Source organism: Corynebacterium freneyi (assembly GCF_030408835.1).
GTDB classification, from domain to species: domain Bacteria; phylum Actinomycetota; class Actinomycetes; order Mycobacteriales; family Mycobacteriaceae; genus Corynebacterium; species Corynebacterium freneyi.
This window is the reverse complement of the sequence record NZ_CP047357.1, coordinates 1,284,127-1,301,293: the sequence shown is the minus strand read 5'-3', so window position 1 is coordinate 1,301,293 and position 17,167 is coordinate 1,284,127. Positions and strand designations below refer to the sequence as shown.

The following is a 17,167-nucleotide window of genomic DNA, read 5'->3' as shown; positions in this document are numbered from 1 at the left end:
TGCCCATGTTGATCCTTTTGCCGCCGTCCGAGTCGAAGTCGACCGGCGGTTCGGGCGCACCCCTGGATCTGCCGGGCCTGTCGTGGCCGGAGCTGACCGACGTGCGCCGGACCATCGCCGACGACCTCGTCGCCCTGTCCGCCGACCGCGACGCCGCCATGGCCGCGCTGAAGCTCGGGCCGAAGCTGGCCGGGGAAGTCGACGCCAATGCCGCGTTGTTCACGTCCCCGACCATGCCCGCCTTGGACCGGTACACGGGCGTGCTTTACGACGCACTCGACGCGGAAACCCTCTCCTCCGCCGCCCGGAGCCGGCTGGCCGTCGGTTCGGCGTTGTTCGGCGTCGTGGGAGGCGAAGACATGATCCCCGCGTACCGGCTGTCCGGCGGCTCGAAGCTGCCCGGTGCCGACGGGGCCGCCCCCACCATGCGCGCCCGCTGGGGCACGGCCATCACCGAGGCGCTGACCGGCGGCGACCACGGGCTCATCGTCGACCTGCGGTCGGGCGCCTACATGAACCTGGGCAAGGTCCCCGGTGCGGTGACGGCCACGGTGCTCACAACGGAGGGCAAGGTCGTCTCGCATTTCAACAAGCACCACAAGGGTCTGCTCGCCCGCGCCCTGGCGGAGGCGGCGGGGCCGGTCGACTCGCTCGACGACGCCGTCGCCGTGGCCCGCGACGCCGGACTGGATGCGAAGGCCGACGACGGCGGGATCGTCGTGACGGTGCCCGCCTAACGGCCCAGGGCCACCACGTCGCCGATGATGATGACGGCCGGGGGCTTGACCTCCCGCCCGACGAGGGTGTCGCCGAGGGTGCCCAGATCGCAGTGCAGCACGCGCTGGTTTTCGGTCGTGCCCTCCTGGATGATCGCGGCGGGCGTGTCGGCGGCGCGGCCGGCGGCGATGAGCGCCTCGGCGATCTTCGGGCCGTTCTTCACGCCCATGATCACCGCGAGCGTGCCCTTGAGCTGCCCCAGCGCTTCCCAGTTGACCAGCGACGTCGGGTGCCCCGGCGGCACGTGGCCGGAGACGATGGTGAAGTCGTGGTTGACGCCGCGCTGGGTGACTGGGATGCCCGCGGCGGCCGGCACGGAAATCGCCGAGCTGATGCCGGGCACCTCGGTGACGGGGATGCCGGCCTCGCGCAGGGCGGACAGTTCCTCGAACCCGCGACCGAACAGGTACGGGTCGCCGCCCTTGAGGCGCACGACGAACAGGCCCTGCCGCGCGCGGTCGATGAGCAGTTCGTTGATGCGCTCCTGCGCCATCGCACGGCCGTAGGGCAGCTTCGCGGCGTCGATGATCTCGACGTCGACGTCCAACTCCCCCAACAGCGACAGCGGGCCGAGGTGGTCGGCGAGCACGACGTCGGCCAGGCGCAGCAGGCGACGCCCCTCCACCGTGATGAGGCCCGGGTCGCCCGGCCCGCCGCCGACGAGGGCGACGGTGCCGGCGAGGTGACCGGCCCGGGAGGCCCGGCGGCCCTTGAACGCCTGGGCGTGCTGGGCCGCGCCGTCGGTGGCGTCGTCGACGAGCACGCCGTGCAGGTTGGACTGCACCATGACCTCGCGCAGCAGATCCGGGTCGGTGACGACGACCATCCGCTTGCCCCACAGCATCGCGGGAGTGAACGGCGTGCGCCACAGCTGGATGCGGCCCCGTTCCGCCCACCCCTCGATGGCCGGCGAAATCTCGCCGCCCTCGCACACGATGACCTCGGCGCCCCCGCCGACCAGTCCCGGGATGACCCGTTCGGCCGTGGTGGACGCGCCGACGACGAGGACGCGGCTGCCCTTCAACATCAATGTCATGAGGGGATCTTATCGCCCGGCGCCCGGGCCCCGCGCATCGGCCCTCAGCGGCAGGCGTCGACGAAACTGCGCAACACCGACGGCGCGCCTGCGGGGTGAACGTGCAGGTAAGACGCGTGTAGGCGGCCGTTCGGGGAGACGAAACCCTCGGTGACGGTCTCTCCGCCCCAGCCGCGCCAGCCCCACGCGCGGGTCCATCCGGCGTCGTGGGCGGCCCGTTCGGTGCCCGGATCGAGGCGGGTCTTGTGGAACTCGTGACCGGTCACCCGCCCGCCGACGCCGCCGAGCGGCGAGTCCGACAGCATCGTCGCGGTGCGGTAGCCGAGGCTGAGCCTGCCCATCGACGCCGAGCCGGGAATGACCCCGCACATGGGGTGGCCGTCCAGCGATTCCAGCAGCCACAACAGTCCGGCGCACTCGGCGTGGACGGCGGCGCCGTCGGCGACCATCGCGCGCACCGCCGCCGCCAGGTCGTCGCGCGCGGCGAGATCGGCGGCGTGTTCTTCCGGGAAACCGCCCGGCACGACGAGCCCGTCGGCGTCGGGAAGATCGTCGACCAGCGGGTCGAACACCTCGACCCGGGCGCCCGCGGCGGCCAGCAGCTCGGAGTGTTCGGCGTACGCGAAGGTGAAGGCGGGCCCTCCGGCCAGCGCGATGCGGGGGCCGTCGCCGTGCGCCGCTTCGCCGCCGATCGCCTCAGCCGGATCCCACGGTTCGGACCCCGGCCGCACGTCGGCCAGGGACACGACGGCGTCGAGGTCGACGTGCTTTTCGACGAGGTCGGCCATCATCGCCACCGCCGCACGGGCCTCTGCACCGCCTTCCGCGGCCGTGACCAGGCCCAGATGACGCGAGGGCACCTCGATGCCGTCGACGCGCGGAATCGCCCCCAACACCGGAACCCCGACGGCCTCCACGGCATCGCGGACGACGGTTTCGTGACGGTCGGAGCCCACCCGGTTGATGATCGCCCCGGCGACGTGGACCCGGTCGTCCATCGTCGCAAAGCCATGGACCAGGGCCGCCGCGGATTGGCTCATGTGCCGCGCATCGACGACGAGGATGACCGGCATGCCCAGCAGCCGCGCGATCTCGGCCGTCGAGGCGCTCGCGTCGAGGGGATCGCCGCCGATGCGGCCGTCGAACAGCCCCATGACGCCTTCGACGACGCCGACGTCCAGTCCCCTCGCACCGTGGGCGTACAACGGGCCGATCGCGTCGGCGCCGCACATGACGGAGTCGAGGTTGCGGCCCGGCCGGCCCGCGGCGATGGCGTGATAGCCGGGATCGATGTAGTCGGGGCCCACCTTGAACGGCGCCACGGACATCCGGCGGGCCAACGCGGCGATGAGGCCGGTGGCGATGGTGGTCTTGCCGGTGCCCGACGCCGGCGCCGCGATGACGACGCCCGGGGCGAGCCGATCTACCACTCGATGCCCTTCTGCCCCTTGCGGCCGACGTCCATCGGATGCTTGTGCTTGGTCATCTCCGTGACCAGATCCGCGACCTCGATGAGCTTCGGGTCGGCGTCGCGGCCCGTGATGACGACGTGCTGGCGGCCCGGACGATTGGCCAGCGTCTCGGCGACGTCGTCGACGTCGACCCACCCCCACTTGATCGGGTACGTGAACTCGTCGAGGACGTAGAAGTCGTGCTCCTCCGCGGCCAGGCGGCGCTTGATCTCCGCCCACCCCTCGGCGGCGGCGCGGGCGTGGTCCTCCTCGGTGCCCTTCTTGCGGGACCAGGACCAGCCCTCGCCCATCTTGTGCCACTGCACCGCACCGCCCTCGCCGGTGTCGTCGTGAAGCTCGCCGAGGCGCTTGAACACGGACTCCTCGCCGACCTTCCACTTCGCCGACTTCACGAACTGGAACACGCCGATGTCGAGCCCCTGGTTCCACGCGCGCAACGCCATGCCGAACGCCGCGGTCGACTTGCCCTTGCCGTGGCCGGTGTGGACCGCGGTGATGGGCAGCTGGCGGCGCTGCCGCGTCGTCAGCCCGTCGTCGGGAATGTTCTTCGGATCAACCTGTCCCTGTGCCATGGCCGACATGGTAGCCGGGGTCGGCGCGGCAGGTCAGCGGGCCCGTCCCTCGTCGGCCAACCACGCCGAACGAGCTTCGTCGAAAGCCGCCCGGGACCGCATCTGGATGCTCGTCACCTCAGGCGCGGGCCCGCGACCGGCGGCGACCAGACCGCGCAGCCGCCCCACGGCCGCGGCGACGTCGGGGGCGAGGTCGGCGCCCTTGGCCATCGTCGCGGCGGGAAGTTCGATGACGTGGCGCACGTCGCCGAAGGGCACGTGGTCGGGGTTCGCCCCGTCGTAGTCCAGCTCGGACTCCCCCACCCCGGCCTGCGCCAGGCCGTCGAGCGCGTCGAGGATGATCGCCAGCGTCTCGTCCTCGTCGGCGGTGTCCGCGTCATCGTCGCCGGCGCCCTTCGGCTCTCCCGTGAACCAGGCGACGACCGTGTGCAGCCCCTTGTCCGCCGGCGGCCGCACACCGGCGTTGAGCTGGCGCCACTGGTCGACGAGGTCCCAGTCGTCGTCTTCGGCGTCGGTGACGGAAAAACCCGCGTCGACGCCGCCCAGGCGCGCCCCGATGGCCAGACCGAGCCGCCCGAGCAGCAGGTCCGCCCGCCACCGCTCGGCGAAGACGGTGATCTCGACGACGTTGACGACGACGGTGTCCGGTTGCGGGTCGCTCATGACCGCGAGACTACCGCCGCCTTCACCACGCCCGCGACGGCGTCGGCGTCGAGGTCCTCGATGCGCACGCACGGCGCGCCGAGCTTCGTCGCCAATTCCTTGGCCAGCCCCAACCGCACGCGCCCGGATTCGCAATCCACGACGATGGACCCGGCGACTCCCCGGCGGCGGAACGCATCGGCGGCCAGCCCCGCCGCCTCGCGCCCGCCGGCCGACGTCGCCCGCCCATCCGACAGGACGACAAGCATCGCGCGCCGCGACGGATCCCGCCGGTGTTCGCGCTCGATCAGCTTCCGGGCCGTCTCCAGCCCCGACGCCAACGGCGTGCGGCCGCCCGTCGACACGTCCTCGAGCCGTCTGCTGGCGGCCACCGTCGACCGGGTCGGCGGCAGCTCCACCGTCGCGTCGTCGCCCCGGAACGTCACCACGGCCACGCGGTCGCGGCGCTGGTAGGCGTCGCGAAGCAACGACTGCACCGCCCCCGTGACCGCCTCGAGCCGGTCGCGGGCCGCCATGGACCCGGAGGCGTCGACGAGGAACACGATGAGGTTCGACTCGCGCCCCTCGCGCTCGGCTCCCCGCAGGTCGGTGCCGATGAGCGGCACCATCGCCCCGTCGACGCGCGCGCCACGCTCCGCCGCCGCCAAGACCGTGCCCGGCACGTGCACGCCCCGGCCGCCCCGCACGGCGCGGATGTCCCGGCCCCGGGGTCCCGTGGCCCGGCCGCGGCGACCGTCGCCGCCCTCACCGATGCCGTCGAGAACCAGCGTCCTGGCCGCGAAAGGGGTCGCCCAATCGGGCAGTACCTCCCGTCGGCGCGGGGCCCTCCTGCTGCTCCTGCGACTCGTCGTCGTGTGACGGCTGCGGCGGCTCCTCGGCGTGGTCCCGTTCGTCGGGGTACCGCTCCTCCGCCCGGTCGAGCGCGTCGTCGAGATCGCCCTGGTCGACGCCGGGCTCGTCGAAGGGGTCGCGGCGGCGACGATGCGGCAAAGCCAGCTCGGCGGCGACGCGAATGTCCTCCGAATCGATCTCCTCGGCACCGCGCCAGGCCGCGTGGGCGCGGGCGGTGCGTGCGATGACCAGATCGGCGCGCATGCCGTCGACGTCGAAATCCGCGCACAGCGACGCGATGCGCGCCAAATGAACGTCATCGAGCGGAATCTGCCCGACCAACCCGCGGGCGCGGGTGAGACGATCCCGCAATTCGCCGTCGGCCTGCGCCCATCGGGCGGCGAAGCCGTGGGGGTCGGACTCGTAGGCCAGGCGGCGGCGCATGACCTCCACCCGCACCTCCGGGTCCCGCGAGGCGACGACGTCGACGGCCAGGCCGAACCGGTCGAGCAGCTGCGGACGCAGCTCCCCCTCCTCCGGGTTCATCGTGCCCACCAGCACGAACGACGTCTCCTCCACGTGGGACACCCCGTCACGCTCGACGGTGACGCGACCAGTCGCGGCGGCGTCGAGAAGCACGTCGACCAGGTGATCGGCGAGCAGATTGACCTCGTCGACGTAGAGCACTCCCCCATCGGCCTTCGACAGCAGCCCCGGACGGAACTCCGCGTGGCCGGTGGTCAACACCGACTCCACGTCGATCGACCCGACCACGCGGTCCTCCGTGGCGCCCAGCGGGAGGTCCACCACCGTGCCCTTCGGCAGCAGCGGCCCCAGCGCGCGCACGGCCGTGGTCTTCGCCGTGCCCTTCTCGCCGCGCACCACCACCCCGCCGATGCCCGGCGACACCGCCGTCAACAGCAGCGCCAGCCGAAGGCGCTCCTGGCCGACGATCGCGGAAAACGGAAAACCCGGAAAGGCAGACATGAGCCCACTTATACCCTGTACCGAAAAAATCGACGGCGGCGGCCCCCGCGAATCCGCGGGAACCGCCGCCGTGCGCGACAGTGCGAAACCGGGGTCAGCGCTCCAGCTTCAGGGCCTTCTGCGAGGCGTCCCACACCTTCTTGTACAGGGCGGTGTCCTCGGCCAGCGAGGTGCCGTAGGAGGGCACGAGCTCCTTGAGCTTCGGGGTCCAGGCGCTCATCTTGTCGCCGAAGCAACGCTCCAGCAGCTCGATCATCACGGCCGGGGCGATGGAGGCGCCCGGGGACGCGCCCATCAGGCCGGCGATGGAACCGTCGGCGGAGTTGATGACGGCGGTGCCGAACTCCAGGGTGCCGAAGGTCGGGGCCTTGGCCGGCTTGATCACCTGCACGCGCTGACCGGCGTGGACGATCTCCCAGTCCTCGTCGCGGGCGTTGGGCACGTACTCGCGCAGCGACTCGACGCGGGCGGCGTGGTTCTTGAGCACCTCGGTGATGAGGTACTTGGTCAGGCCCATCTCGTGGACGCCGACGCCGAGCATGGTGGCCAGGTTGTGCGGGCGCAGCGACATCGGCAGGTCGGTGATCTTGCCCTGCTTCAGGAACTTCGGGGTCCAGCCGGCGTAGGGGCCGAACAGCAGGCCCTTCTTGCCGTCGATGATGCGGGTGTCCAGGTGCGGCACGGACATCGGCGGGGTGCCGACGGACGCCTTGCCGTAGACCTTCGCGTTGTGCTGGGCGATGACCTCTTCGTTGGTGCAGCGCAGCCACTGGCCGCCGACGGGGAAGCCGCCGTAGCCCTTGATCTCGGGGATACCGGACTTCTGCAGCAGCGGCAGGGCGTTGCCGCCGGCGCCGACGAACACGAAGTTCGCGCGGACGGTGCGGGTGTCGCCGGTGTGCATGTTCTTCACCGTGACGACCCACTTGGCGCCCTCGCGGGTGATGTTCTTGACCTCGTGGCCGTAGCGGATCTCGGTGCCGCGGTCGGACAGGGCCGCCAGGTACTGCTTGGTCAGCGCGCCGAAGTTGACGTCGGTGCCGTTGGGGTTGCGGATGGCGGACACCGGGGTGGAGAAGTCGCGGCCCTCGGCCATCAGCGGCAGGTACTCGGCGAAGCGGTCCTGGTCCTCGATGAGCTCCTGGTCGTGGAACAGGGGCTGCTTGTCGAGGGCCTCGAAGCGGCGGCGCATGAACGCGATCTGCTCGGGGCCCTGGGCGAAGGTGGTGTGGTCGACGGCGTTGATGAACGCGCTCGGGTCGGTGATGACGCCGTCTTCGACCAGGTTGGTCCACAGCTGGCGGGAGACCTGGAACTGCTCGTTGATCTTCAGCGCCTTGTCGACGTTGACCACGCCGTTGGACTCGGGCGTGTAGTTGAGCTCGCACAGCGCCGCGTGGCCGGTGCCGGCGTTGTTCCACGGGGAGGACGATTCCTCGGCGGGCTGGTCAAGGCGCTCGAAGATGAGCTGGGACCAGCCGGGTTCGAGCTCCGTGAGCAGGACGCCGAGGGTGGCGCTCATGACGCCCGCACCGATCAGGACAACGTCGACTTCATCACCGACGGTGGCGGGAAGATTGTTTTCAGACACTGCGGTCAACATCCTTCATGACTAGGTAATCGGGCGGCGCACGCACGTCCCCCGGACTGACACACTGTTCCCGTCCATTGTGGCACAACCCCGGGTGCACCCCCATAATGTGCCGCTAGGCTGTGGGCCGTGACCTTCAATGACATGACGTCCCCCACCCCCGAATGGAAGCCCGGTTCGTTGGGCGCCGACTTCCCCGAAACCGTCGCCGACCTGGGCCCGGACCCGGATGGTGAGGGCGAAGTCGTCGCCACCGTGATCAAGTACGCGCCCCCCGGCGCCGACGGGGCCGACTTCACTTCGCGCCCGGCGGTGCTGTGGATCCACGGGATGAGCGACTACTTCTTCCAGGATCACGTGGCCCGGGAGCTCCATGAGGCCGGCTACGCCTTTTACGCGGTGGATCTGCGCAAGTGCGGTCGGTCGCGGCGCGAGGGGCAGCGGTGGCATCACATCACCGATTTGGGGCTTTACGACGCCGACCTGGACGCAGCCGCGGACCTGATCCTCGGTGTCGGCCATCCCACCGTCGTCCCGCTGGCCCACTCGACGGGCGGTCTCATCGCCGCGTTGTGGCTCGACGGGTTGCGTGAGCGTCGCCCCGACGTCCACGCGCGGGTGGCCGGGGCGGTGCTCAACAGCCCCTGGCTGGATCTGCAGTTCCCGCCCATGCAGCGCGCCGTCGTCAAGCTCGCGGCCACCGTCATGGCGCGCCGCGCGCCCGACCGCCTGACCCCCGACAAGGGCCTGGGCGGCTACGGCCAATCGATCCACCGCAGCGCCAAGGGCGAGTGGGACTTCGACACGACCTTCAAGCCCATCGCCGGCCACGTGAAGTCCTGGTCGTGGCTCAACGCCGTGCTCGTCGCCCAGCGTCGCCTGCACCGCGGCATCGAGGTCGGAGTGCCCTGCCTGGTGCTGCACTCGGACCGTTCGGCCGTGAACCAGAAGTGGTCGCCGTCGCTGGACACCGCCGACGCGGTGCTCGACGTGGAACAGATCGCCCGCCGCACGCGTTGTCTGGGAAGCGGGGCGCGCCACCGGACCATCCCCGGCGCCCGCCACGACGTCTATTTGTCCAAGGACCATGCGCGCGCCCAGGCGATGAGGGAGACGATCCTGTTCCTGGATTCCGTCAACGGCCGCTGACCCCCGCGCACACGACCCCAACCACCGAGGAGATGCTTTGACCAGCGACAACGCCCGGCATTACGACCTGATCATCATCGGCACCGGATCGGGCAACTCGATCCCGTCCCCCGCTTTCGATGACGTGCGCATCGCGCTGGTCGAGGAGGGCCGTTTCGGCGGCACGTGCCTCAACGTCGGGTGCATCCCCACGAAGATGTACGTGCTCGCCGCCGACGCCGCCCGCACCGTGTCCGAGGCGGCCCGACTGGGGGTTCACGCCCACGTCGATTCGATCGACTGGGATTCCATCAAGGAGCGGGTGTTCGCCGACCGCATCGACGCCATCGCCGACGGCGGCGAGGCGTACCGCCGCGGCCCGGAGACGCCGAACATCGACGTCTACGACCGCCACGCCGTCTTCGTCGGGCCCCGCCGCATCCGCACCGGCCAGGGCGACGAGGAGATGGAGATCACCGCCGACCAGATCATCATCGCCGCCGGCTCGCGCACGACGATCCCGGGCTTCGTCACCGAATCCGGCGTGCGGTACCGCACGAACGCCGACATCATGCGCATCGACCGGCTGCCGGAGGAGATGATCATCCTCGGCGGCGGGTTCATCGCCACCGAGTTCGCGCACGTCTTCTCGTCGCTGGGCGTCAAGGTCCACGTCATCGTCCGTTCCGGCGCCCTCAACCGCCAGTCCGACGCCGACGTGTCGGCCCGGTTCACCGAGGTCGCCTCCCGGGATTGGGACGTGCGCCTCAACACGACCATCGAATCGCTGCGCGAGGAGGACGGCGTCGTCGTCGCGAAGCTTTCCGACGGCACCGAGGTCCGAGGCGGCGAATTCCTCGTCGCCACCGGGCGGACCCCCAACGGCGATCTGATGGAGCTCGCCGCCGGCGGGGTGGACATGACCGCCGACGGCCGCATCGCCGTCGACGAGCATGGCCGCACCTCCGCCGAGGGCGTGTGGGCCCTGGGCGACGTGTCCAGCCCGCATCAGCTGAAGCACATCGCCAACCATGAGGCGAAGGTGGTCTTCCACAACGTCCTCAACCCCGGCGACCTGCGGTCCTTCGACCACCGGCACATTCCGTCGGCGATTTTCTCGCACCCCCAGATCGGCCAGGTCGGCATGACCGAGGACGAGGCGCTGCAGTGGGCGCGGGACAACGGCACCGAGATCACCGTGAAGGTGCAGAACTACGGCGACGTGGCCTACGGCTGGGCGCTGGAGGATCGCGACGGCTTCGCCAAGCTCATCGCCGACAAGCGCACCGGCCGTCTGCTCGGCGCCCACTTCATCGGCGAGCAGGCCGCCACTCTGGTGCAGCAGTGCATCCAGATGATGGCATTCGACCTGGACGTCCGCGAGGTCGTGGCGAAGCAGCATTGGATCCACCCGGCGCTGCCCGAGCTCATCGAGAACGCGATTCTCGGCCTCGAGTTCGACTAGTCGCAGACGACGGGGCGGCCCTCCAGCGCGGCGATGATCAGGCCGTGGGCGATGGGATGATCGCGCACGTCGTCGTGGCTGAACGGCGAGGGGATGTCGGAGCAGACGTCCTGGATCAGCACGTTGGTGACGGTCGCGCCGGGGCCCGCCTCCAGGAACGCGTCGGGTGCGGTGGTGGCGGTGGTGTCGTCGCTGGACACCATCACGGTGTAGTCGACGCCGGGCTGCGTGTCCGGAAGCGTCTCCAGATGCATCACGAAGTCGGATCCGTTCAGCTGCTGCATCGCCGCCGGTCCGAGCAGTGCGTCGCCGATGGCCACGGCCTCGGGGCTGGAGTGGAGGTTCAGCTGGTCGACGCCGCTCATCGCCGTGCCGCGGTGCGTGCCGGCCAGGTAGATCGCGTCATCGACGAATTCCGCGGCGCCGTGGTCGCTCATCGCCACGTGCATGAGCGCGGCGGCCTGCGAATGCCCGATCACATCGACTTTCCCGGCGGCCCGGCCGGTGGCGGTCTCCCCCGCGACGTAGCGAATTGCCCGGTCTACGGCGGCGGCGTTGTCCCGGATGTCGCCGACGCCGTTGACGCCGGGGATGATTCCGCTCAGCGATTCGCGGTGCCACCCGTACTCGAGCGAGAACACGCAGTAGCCCTGCTCAGCCAACGGGACGCCGATCGTCTCCATGTCCTCGGCCTTGCTCCACGTGCCGTGGATGAGCAGCACCGGCTCCGGGTGCGCCGGGTCGGGCACGCATTCGGGGTCGTTGGCCCAGTCCAGCGCGGGGAACGGTTCCCCCGCGGTGTCGGCCGGAGTCGCGGCAACGGGCACAGCAGATGCCGTGCTCGCACTCATCGCCATCGTTGCTCCCACGGCGATGGCCGCCCCCTTGGCCCACCCGCTGCGCATCCACCTCGACAGCCGCACCCGCATCAACTACCGCTCCCCTGGTCAGGCGCCGTCGCCGGCGCGCCTTTTGCCATTGCCCCACGAACATAACCGCCGCCGGGCACCAGCGCCCCGCTTTCCCGAGATCACCCCAGTTCCCGCACGCCTGTCGCCGCGGCCAGCGCGGGCCCGGCGAGGTGTTCCTCGATCGCGTCGGCGATGAGGTCGAGCTGCCGCAGCCGCTCGGCGCGGAAGTCGGTGCCGGGGGCGACGACGAACCGTTCCAGCCCGGCGGCCTCGGCGACGGATCGCAGGTATTGCCGCCGCAGGTCGTCGTTTTCCAGCAGACCGTGGCGGTGGGTGCCCGCGACGGCTCCCCGCACGGCCCCTTCGCCATGGGGCCACGGCTCTTCGCCGCTTCTGGTCACGCGGCCGTTGTGCACCTCGTAGGAGCCGTCGTCGTGGCGGGCGAGGACCTTCGGTTCGGCGAAGCCGATGTCGGCGTCGAAGATGCCCAGACCGTCGACGCGCACCGGGGCGGCCCCGTCACCGGCCTCCACCTCGTCGACGATGGACGCGCACATCATCTGGAATCCCCCGCAGATGCCCAGCGTCGGCGCTCCGCGGGCGGCCCGCCGGATCAGGGCGTCGTCGAGCCCCCGGTCCCGCAACCAGCCGAGGTCGTGCACCGTGGCCTTCGTGCCGGGCAGCACCACCAGGTCGGCGCGGGCGACGGTGCTCGGGTCGACGGTCCACTCGACGCGCACGCCCGGCTCGGCGGCCAGGGCCTCGACGTCGGTGGCGTTGGACACCCGCGGCAGTCGGATGGCGGCGACGGTGAGCGTCTCTTCCCCCAGTGGCCGCGTGGCCGGTCCGATGGACGTCGCGGCGACGGTGCCCAGCGAATCCTCCGCGTCGATCCACAGGCCGGAAATGAACGGGACGACGCCGAGCACCGGCACGCCCGTGCGCTGCGTGACGACGTCGAGTCCCGGCGTGAGCAGTTCCACCGCCCCGCGGAATTTGTTCACCACGAAGCCCGTGATCCGGCGGCGGTCGGACTCCCCGAGGATCGCGTGCGTGCCCACGAAATGCGCCAGCACCCCACCGCGGTCGATGTCGCCGACGACGAGCACCGGCAGGTCGGCGGCTTCCGCCAAGCCCATGTTGGCGATGTCCGATTCCCGCAGGTTGACTTCCGCGGGCGATCCCGCTCCCTCGCACACCACGACGTCGTACCGCGCGCGCAGATCGGCCAGGCAGTCGACGGTGACGGACCGCAGTGCTTTGCGACGCTCCCGGTAGGTCAGCGCCGACACGGTGCCCTCCGCCCGGCCGCGCACCACGACCTGGCTCGTCTGGTCGGAGCCCGGTTTGAGCAGCACGGGGTTGAAGTCGACGCTGGGTTCCAGACCGCACGCCAACGCCTGCAGCGCCTGGGCGCGGCCGATTTCCCCGCCGTCGGGCGTCACCGCGCAGTTGTTGGACATGTTCTGCGCCTTGAACGGCGCCACCGACACGCCCCGGCGCACCAGCAGCCGACACAGGCCGGCGACCAGCACCGACTTGCCCGCATCGGACGTGCAGCCGGCGACGAGAAACGCGGTGCCCCGGGGCGACGACCCGGTCATCGGATCAGGCGCCCGGCTTCCAGCCGGTGAGGAACTGCCCCTCGACGACCTCGTCCGGCAGGGTGAGGATCTCCACGCCCGAATCGGTCACCAGCACCGTGTGCTCGAACTGGGCGGTCCACTTGCGGTCGGTGTTCTGGACGGTCCAACCGTCATCCCAGATCTCGTAGTCCAACCCGCCGAGGTTGATCATCGGCTCCACCGTCAGCGTCATGCCCGGCTCGAGCACGGTGGTCTGCGACGGCTCGTCGTAATGCAGCACCACCAGGCCGTTGTGGAACGTCGTGCCGACGCCGTGGCCGGTGAAATCGCGGACCGTGTTGTAGCCGAAACGCCGCGCGTACGCCTCGATGACGCGGCCGATGACGTTGATCTCGCGGCCCGGCTTGATGGCCTTGATGCCGCGCATCGTCGCGTTGTAGGTGCGCTCCACCAGCAGACGGTGCTCCTCGGACACGTTGCCGGCGAAGAACGTGGCGTTGGTGTCGCCGTGCACGCCATTCTTGTAGCCCGTCACGTCGACGTTGACGATGTCGCCGTCCTCGATGACCTGCGGGCCCGGAATGCCGTGGCACACGATCTCGTTGAGCGACACGCAGCAGCTCTTGGTGAAGCCCCGATAGCCCAACGGCGACGGGTACGTGTCGTGGTCCATCAGGTACTCGTGGACCACCCGGTCGACGTCGTCCGTCGTCGCCCCCGGCACGCAGGCCTTCCCCGCCTCCACCAACGCGTTGGCGGCGATGCGGGACACCTCCCGCATGGCCTCGATGTCCTCCGGTGATTGGACCAGCGGCTCGCCGACTCCCTCGGCGACCTCGTCCTTCCACGCGTACTCCGGCCGCTCGATGTGGGCGGGCACGGTGCGTGACGGGGTGGGCTCCTGCATGGTCAACGGTGCGCGATCGGTCATGGCGAACACGATACCCCCGCCGCCGGATCGATCAGTCGACGGGCGCGGCGTCCGCCTGCTCGTCGAGGTTGGCCAGGAATGCGTCGGTCACCGCCACCGCATGCTCCGAGCCGCCGCCGTGGACGATGAGCGTGGCGAAGGCGATGTCATCGCGCCAGCCGGTGAACCACGCGTGCGAACCGCCCGTGACCTCGGCCTCGCCGGTCTTTCCGTACACCTCGCCGCGACCGGCGATCGCCGTGGCCGTGCCCGACGTGACCACCGAACGCATGACGCTGCGCAGCTTCTGGACGGTCTCCGGGTTCAGCGGCTCCGGCTGCGTCGACGCCCATGTTCCGGCCTGGGGCACCAGGGTCGGGGTGGGCACGCGGCCCGCCGCCACCGTCGCCGAGACCATCGCCATGCCGAAGGGGCTGGCCAAGTCGAAGCCCTGGCCGTAGCCGGCGTCGATGCGCTCGGCCTCGTCGGTGCCGTCGGACACCGAACCGGTGATCGTGTCCAGGCCCGCGATGCGGTAGTCCACGCCGATGCCGAAGCGCTCGGCCTCCGACTGCAGCCGACCGGGCTCCAGGCGGTACGAGATGTCGGCGAAGGTGGTGTTGCACGACCGCGCGAAGGCGTCGTCGAGCGAGGTGTCGCCCACGCCGGAGCCGTTGTAGTTGGTCACCACGCGCGGCCCCAACGTCATCGTGCCCGGGCACGGCACCGTCGACCCCGGGTCCAAGTCGAGATGGTCCATCCCGGCGGCCGCGGTGACGATCTTGAACGTCGACCCCGGCGGGAACTGCCCCATCAGCGCCAGGTCACCCTTTTCGTCGGCCTTGCCCGTCTGCGCCACGGCCAGCACCTCGCCCGACGACGGACGCACCGCCACGAGCATGACCTCGGCATCCGGCCGCAGATCCACCGCCCGCTGCGCGGCGTCCTGCACCGTCTTGCTCACCGACGCGCGGATGGCCGGACGCACCTCCGGATCCACCGAATGCAGCGACGCCAGCACGCCCCCGTCCGGGTTGGCCGCCACGATGCTCCACCCGTCGTCGCCGGTGACGTCGTCGGAGACGATCCGCTCCACGCGGCTCATCAGATCCGGTGCGAACCCCGGATCCGGCCGCACCATCGCCGCCTCGTCGTTGACCGTCACACCCGGCAGCGACGCGAGTTCGTCGCGCATCTCGACCGGCGAATCCGCCGGCAGCACCACGACGGAATACGGCCCTTCTCCCCCGACGGCCTGCTTGCCCACGGCGCGGGCGTCCACGCTCGCCGCCCGACGCCCCTCGTCATCGGCGGGCATGCCGTTGTTGACGACCGTGGCGATGCGGTTGACCGCCCCCTGCACGTCCGACACCGCCGACCGGTCGAGCACCACCCGGTGCACCGTCCCCGGTTCCAGCAGCGGCGCACCATCGGAGCCGACCACCGACGCCCGCGGCGCCGGGACGCGCCGCAACTCCGGATGCTGATTGTTGCCCAGCCGCGGATGCAGCGCCGACGGGCTCCACCGCACCGCCCACCGGCTGTCCGACCGGGTCAGGTGGAACGTCGTGTCGTACGACCACTCGCGGTCGCCCGCCAGATCCCAATTCATGGTCACCTGCGCGGTGGTTCGTCCCCCGTCGCCGCGCACGTCCCCGATCTCCGTCTCCAGCGACTCGGCGGACAGACCGTTCCACGCCGCGTCGAGATCCGCCCGGGCCGTCGACTCGTGGTCGGTCAGCTCCGCGGCACCGACGACGTCACCGGCCGACAACGCCTCGAAGAAGTCCTCCAGGACGTCTTCCCCGGTGTCCGGGCGCGGGGTGCACGCCACCGTCGTGGCGGCCATCGCGACGGCCGTGAACAGCGCGGCGATGCGCCGGCGCGGGGAACTGGGGCTCATGCCGCGGACGCTATCACCGGGCACCCCGGCGCCCCCGTACGGCACGCCGAAAAGCCCCAAGATCGGCCGTCGTCAAGCCCGAAACCTTGCCCCGGACGCGCGACGCTAGGCGCCGGTGATCTTGACCTCCGGCGCACCGGTGACGGTGCCCGCATCCTCGCCCATCTCGGCGGCGATGCGCATGGCCTCCTCGATCAGGGTCTCCACGATCTGATCCTCCGGCACGGTCTTGATGACCTCGCCCTTGACGAAGATCTGCCCCTTGCCGTTGCCCGACGCCACGCCCAGGTCGGCGTCGCGGGCCTCGCCCGGACCATTGACTACGCAGCCCATCACGGCCACGCGCAACGGCACCTCCAGGCCCTCCAGGCCTGCGGTGACCCTGTCGGCCAACTCGTACACGTCGACCTGCGCGCGACCGCACGACGGGCACGACACGATGTCCAGCTTGCGCGGACGCAGATTCAGCGACTGGAGGATCTGGTCGCCGACCTTGATCTCCTCCTCCGGCGGAGCCGACAGCGACACGCGGATGGTGTCGCCGATGCCCTCCGCCAGCAGCGCTCCGAACGCCACGGCGGACTTCACGGTGCCCTGGAACGCCGGGCCGGCCTCCGTCACGCCGAGGTGCAGCGGGTAATCGCACTGCGCGGCCAGCTGACGGTAGGCCTCCACCATCACCACCGGGTCGTTGTGCTTGACGGAGATCTTGATGTCGCCGAAGCCGTGCTCCTCGAACAGGCTCGCCTCCCACAGCGCCGACTCCACCAGCGCCTCCGGGGTGGCCTTGCCGTACTTCTCCATGATCCGCTTGTCCAGCGAACCGGCGTTGACGCCGATGCGGATGGGAATGCCCGCGTCACCGGCGGCCTTGGCGACCTCCTTGACGCGTCCGTCGAACTCCTTGATGTTGCCCGGGTTCACGCGCACCGCCGCACATCCCGCGTCGATGGCGGCGAAGATGTACTTCGGCTGGAAGTGGATGTCCGCGATGACCGGGATCGGCGACTTCTTCGCGATGATCGGCAGCGCCTCCGCGTCGATCGTCTTCGGGCACGCGACGCGGACGATGTCGCAGCCCGACGCGGTCAGTTGCGCGATCTGCTGCAGCGTGGCGTTGATGTCGTGCGTCTTCGTGTTGGTCATCGACTGCACCGAGATCGGGTGGTCCGACCCGACCCCGACGCCGCCGACCATCAGCTGGCGGGTCTTGCGACGCGGCGCGAGGACGGCGGGGGTTTCGGGGATTCCGAGCGAGACGTTCACGGGAAGTGCTTCCTCATTCCTGGACGGTACGTGGATGGCGGTACGTGGATAGCCATGCCTGGATGGCGT

The 17,167-nt window shown here is 70.5% G+C and carries 15 protein-coding genes; 3 read left to right on the top strand and 12 right to left on the bottom strand.

The features are described from left to right. Nucleotides 1–5 precede the first annotated feature (5 nt). Entirely contained in the window at nt 6–737 is a 732-nt protein-coding gene (locus CFREN_RS05905; protein ID WP_209653181.1) for a YaaA family protein, read from the top strand. On the opposite strand, the gene cobA is transcribed toward CFREN_RS05905, so the two are convergent. From cobA to mqo, 7 genes are all read right to left on the bottom strand, one after another. Continuing rightward, nucleotides 734–1,813: a uroporphyrinogen-III C-methyltransferase gene (gene cobA / locus CFREN_RS05900; protein WP_209653183.1), complete on the bottom strand. Its 1,080-nt coding sequence runs from the start codon at nt 1,811–1,813 to the stop codon at nt 734–736. The two genes, CFREN_RS05905 and cobA, sit on opposite strands and share 4 nt — an antisense overlap. A gap of 44 nt (nt 1,814–1,857) precedes the next feature. Further along, nucleotides 1,858–3,243, bottom strand: a complete 1,386-nt coding sequence (locus tag CFREN_RS05895) for a cobyrinic acid a,c-diamide synthase CobB (RefSeq protein WP_209653185.1) — start codon at nt 3,241–3,243, stop codon at nt 1,858–1,860. Continuing rightward, nucleotides 3,237–3,857 (bottom strand): cob(I)yrinic acid a,c-diamide adenosyltransferase, encoded by a 621-nt coding sequence (gene cobO, locus CFREN_RS05890; protein WP_070520389.1) that lies wholly within the window; start codon nt 3,855–3,857, stop codon nt 3,237–3,239. The genes CFREN_RS05895 and cobO overlap by 7 nt, the downstream gene beginning before the upstream one ends. A gap of 33 nt (nt 3,858–3,890) precedes the next feature. Further along, nucleotides 3,891–4,520 carry a hypothetical protein gene (locus CFREN_RS05885; protein ID WP_209653187.1) on the bottom strand — a complete coding sequence of 210 codons (630 nt, stop codon included), beginning with the start codon at nt 4,518–4,520 and terminating at the stop codon, nt 3,891–3,893. Continuing rightward, nucleotides 4,517–5,215 (bottom strand): vWA domain-containing protein, encoded by a 699-nt coding sequence (locus CFREN_RS05880; protein ID WP_141742970.1) that lies wholly within the window; start codon nt 5,213–5,215, stop codon nt 4,517–4,519. The genes CFREN_RS05885 and CFREN_RS05880 overlap by 4 nt, the downstream gene beginning before the upstream one ends. A gap of 49 nt (nt 5,216–5,264) precedes the next feature. Continuing rightward, on the bottom strand, nt 5,265–6,338 hold the full coding sequence (locus tag CFREN_RS05875) for a magnesium chelatase ATPase subunit I (RefSeq protein ID WP_070520327.1): 1,074 nt from the start codon (nt 6,336–6,338) through the stop codon (nt 5,265–5,267). 94 nt (nt 6,339–6,432) lie between these two features. Beyond that, entirely contained in the window at nt 6,433–7,941 is a 1,509-nt protein-coding gene (mqo, locus tag CFREN_RS05870; protein WP_244979534.1) for a malate dehydrogenase (quinone), read from the bottom strand. 117 nt (nt 7,942–8,058) lie between these two features. Between mqo and CFREN_RS05865 the strand changes: the two genes are divergently transcribed. Together CFREN_RS05865 and mtr are read left to right on the top strand one after the other, a co-directional pair. Beyond that, entirely contained in the window at nt 8,059–9,078 is a 1,020-nt protein-coding gene (locus CFREN_RS05865; protein WP_246580187.1) for an alpha/beta hydrolase, read from the top strand. Between the two features lie 37 nt (nt 9,079–9,115). Continuing rightward, nucleotides 9,116–10,522 (top strand): mycothione reductase, encoded by a 1,407-nt coding sequence (mtr, locus tag CFREN_RS05860; RefSeq protein WP_209653191.1) that lies wholly within the window; start codon nt 9,116–9,118, stop codon nt 10,520–10,522. Here mtr and CFREN_RS05855 read toward each other — a convergent pair. The 5 genes from CFREN_RS05855 to ispG form a co-directional block, all read right to left on the bottom strand. Then, entirely contained in the window at nt 10,519–11,373 is an 855-nt protein-coding gene (locus CFREN_RS05855) for an esterase/lipase family protein (protein WP_209653193.1), read from the bottom strand. The genes mtr and CFREN_RS05855 overlap by 4 nt on opposite strands. A gap of 179 nt (nt 11,374–11,552) precedes the next feature. Beyond that, entirely contained in the window at nt 11,553–13,037 is a 1,485-nt protein-coding gene (locus tag CFREN_RS05850) for a cobyric acid synthase (protein WP_209653195.1), read from the bottom strand. 4 nt (nt 13,038–13,041) lie between these two features. Continuing rightward, nucleotides 13,042–13,950: a type I methionyl aminopeptidase gene (gene map / locus CFREN_RS05845; protein ID WP_070520380.1), complete on the bottom strand. Its 909-nt coding sequence runs from the start codon at nt 13,948–13,950 to the stop codon at nt 13,042–13,044. A gap of 31 nt (nt 13,951–13,981) precedes the next feature. After that, on the bottom strand, nt 13,982–15,832 hold the full coding sequence (locus CFREN_RS05840) for a penicillin-binding transpeptidase domain-containing protein (protein WP_209653197.1): 1,851 nt from the start codon (nt 15,830–15,832) through the stop codon (nt 13,982–13,984). A gap of 105 nt (nt 15,833–15,937) precedes the next feature. Next, nucleotides 15,938–17,098: a flavodoxin-dependent (E)-4-hydroxy-3-methylbut-2-enyl-diphosphate synthase gene (gene ispG / locus CFREN_RS05835; RefSeq protein ID WP_141742969.1), complete on the bottom strand. Its 1,161-nt coding sequence runs from the start codon at nt 17,096–17,098 to the stop codon at nt 15,938–15,940. Between the last annotated feature and the right edge of the window lie 69 nt (nt 17,099–17,167).

What these genes read in the sequence shown, in the direction of transcription:
- CFREN_RS05905 (WP_209653181.1), top strand. Translation starts at nt 6, where the DNA reads ATGTTGATCCTTTTGCCGCCGTCCGAGTCGAAGTCGACCGGCGGTTCG.
- cobA (WP_209653183.1), bottom strand. Translation starts at nt 1,813, where the DNA reads ATGACATTGATGTTGAAGGGCAGCCGCGTCCTCGTCGTCGGCGCGTCC.
- cobO (WP_070520389.1), bottom strand. Translation starts at nt 3,857, where the DNA reads ATGGCACAGGGACAGGTTGATCCGAAGAACATTCCCGACGACGGGCTG.
- CFREN_RS05885 (WP_209653187.1), bottom strand. Translation starts at nt 4,520, where the DNA reads ATGAGCGACCCGCAACCGGACACCGTCGTCGTCAACGTCGTCGAGATC.
- CFREN_RS05875 (WP_070520327.1), bottom strand. Translation starts at nt 6,338, where the DNA reads ATGTCTGCCTTTCCGGGTTTTCCGTTTTCCGCGATCGTCGGCCAGGAG.
- mqo (WP_244979534.1), bottom strand. Translation starts at nt 7,941, where the DNA reads ATGTTGACCGCAGTGTCTGAAAACAATCTTCCCGCCACCGTCGGTGAT.
- CFREN_RS05855 (WP_209653193.1), bottom strand. Translation starts at nt 11,373, where the DNA reads ATGAGTGCGAGCACGGCATCTGCTGTGCCCGTTGCCGCGACTCCGGCC.
- CFREN_RS05850 (WP_209653195.1), bottom strand. Translation starts at nt 13,037, where the DNA reads ATGACCGGGTCGTCGCCCCGGGGCACCGCGTTTCTCGTCGCCGGCTGC.
- map (WP_070520380.1), bottom strand. Translation starts at nt 13,950, where the DNA reads ATGACCGATCGCGCACCGTTGACCATGCAGGAGCCCACCCCGTCACGC.
- CFREN_RS05840 (WP_209653197.1), bottom strand. Translation starts at nt 15,832, where the DNA reads ATGAGCCCCAGTTCCCCGCGCCGGCGCATCGCCGCGCTGTTCACGGCC.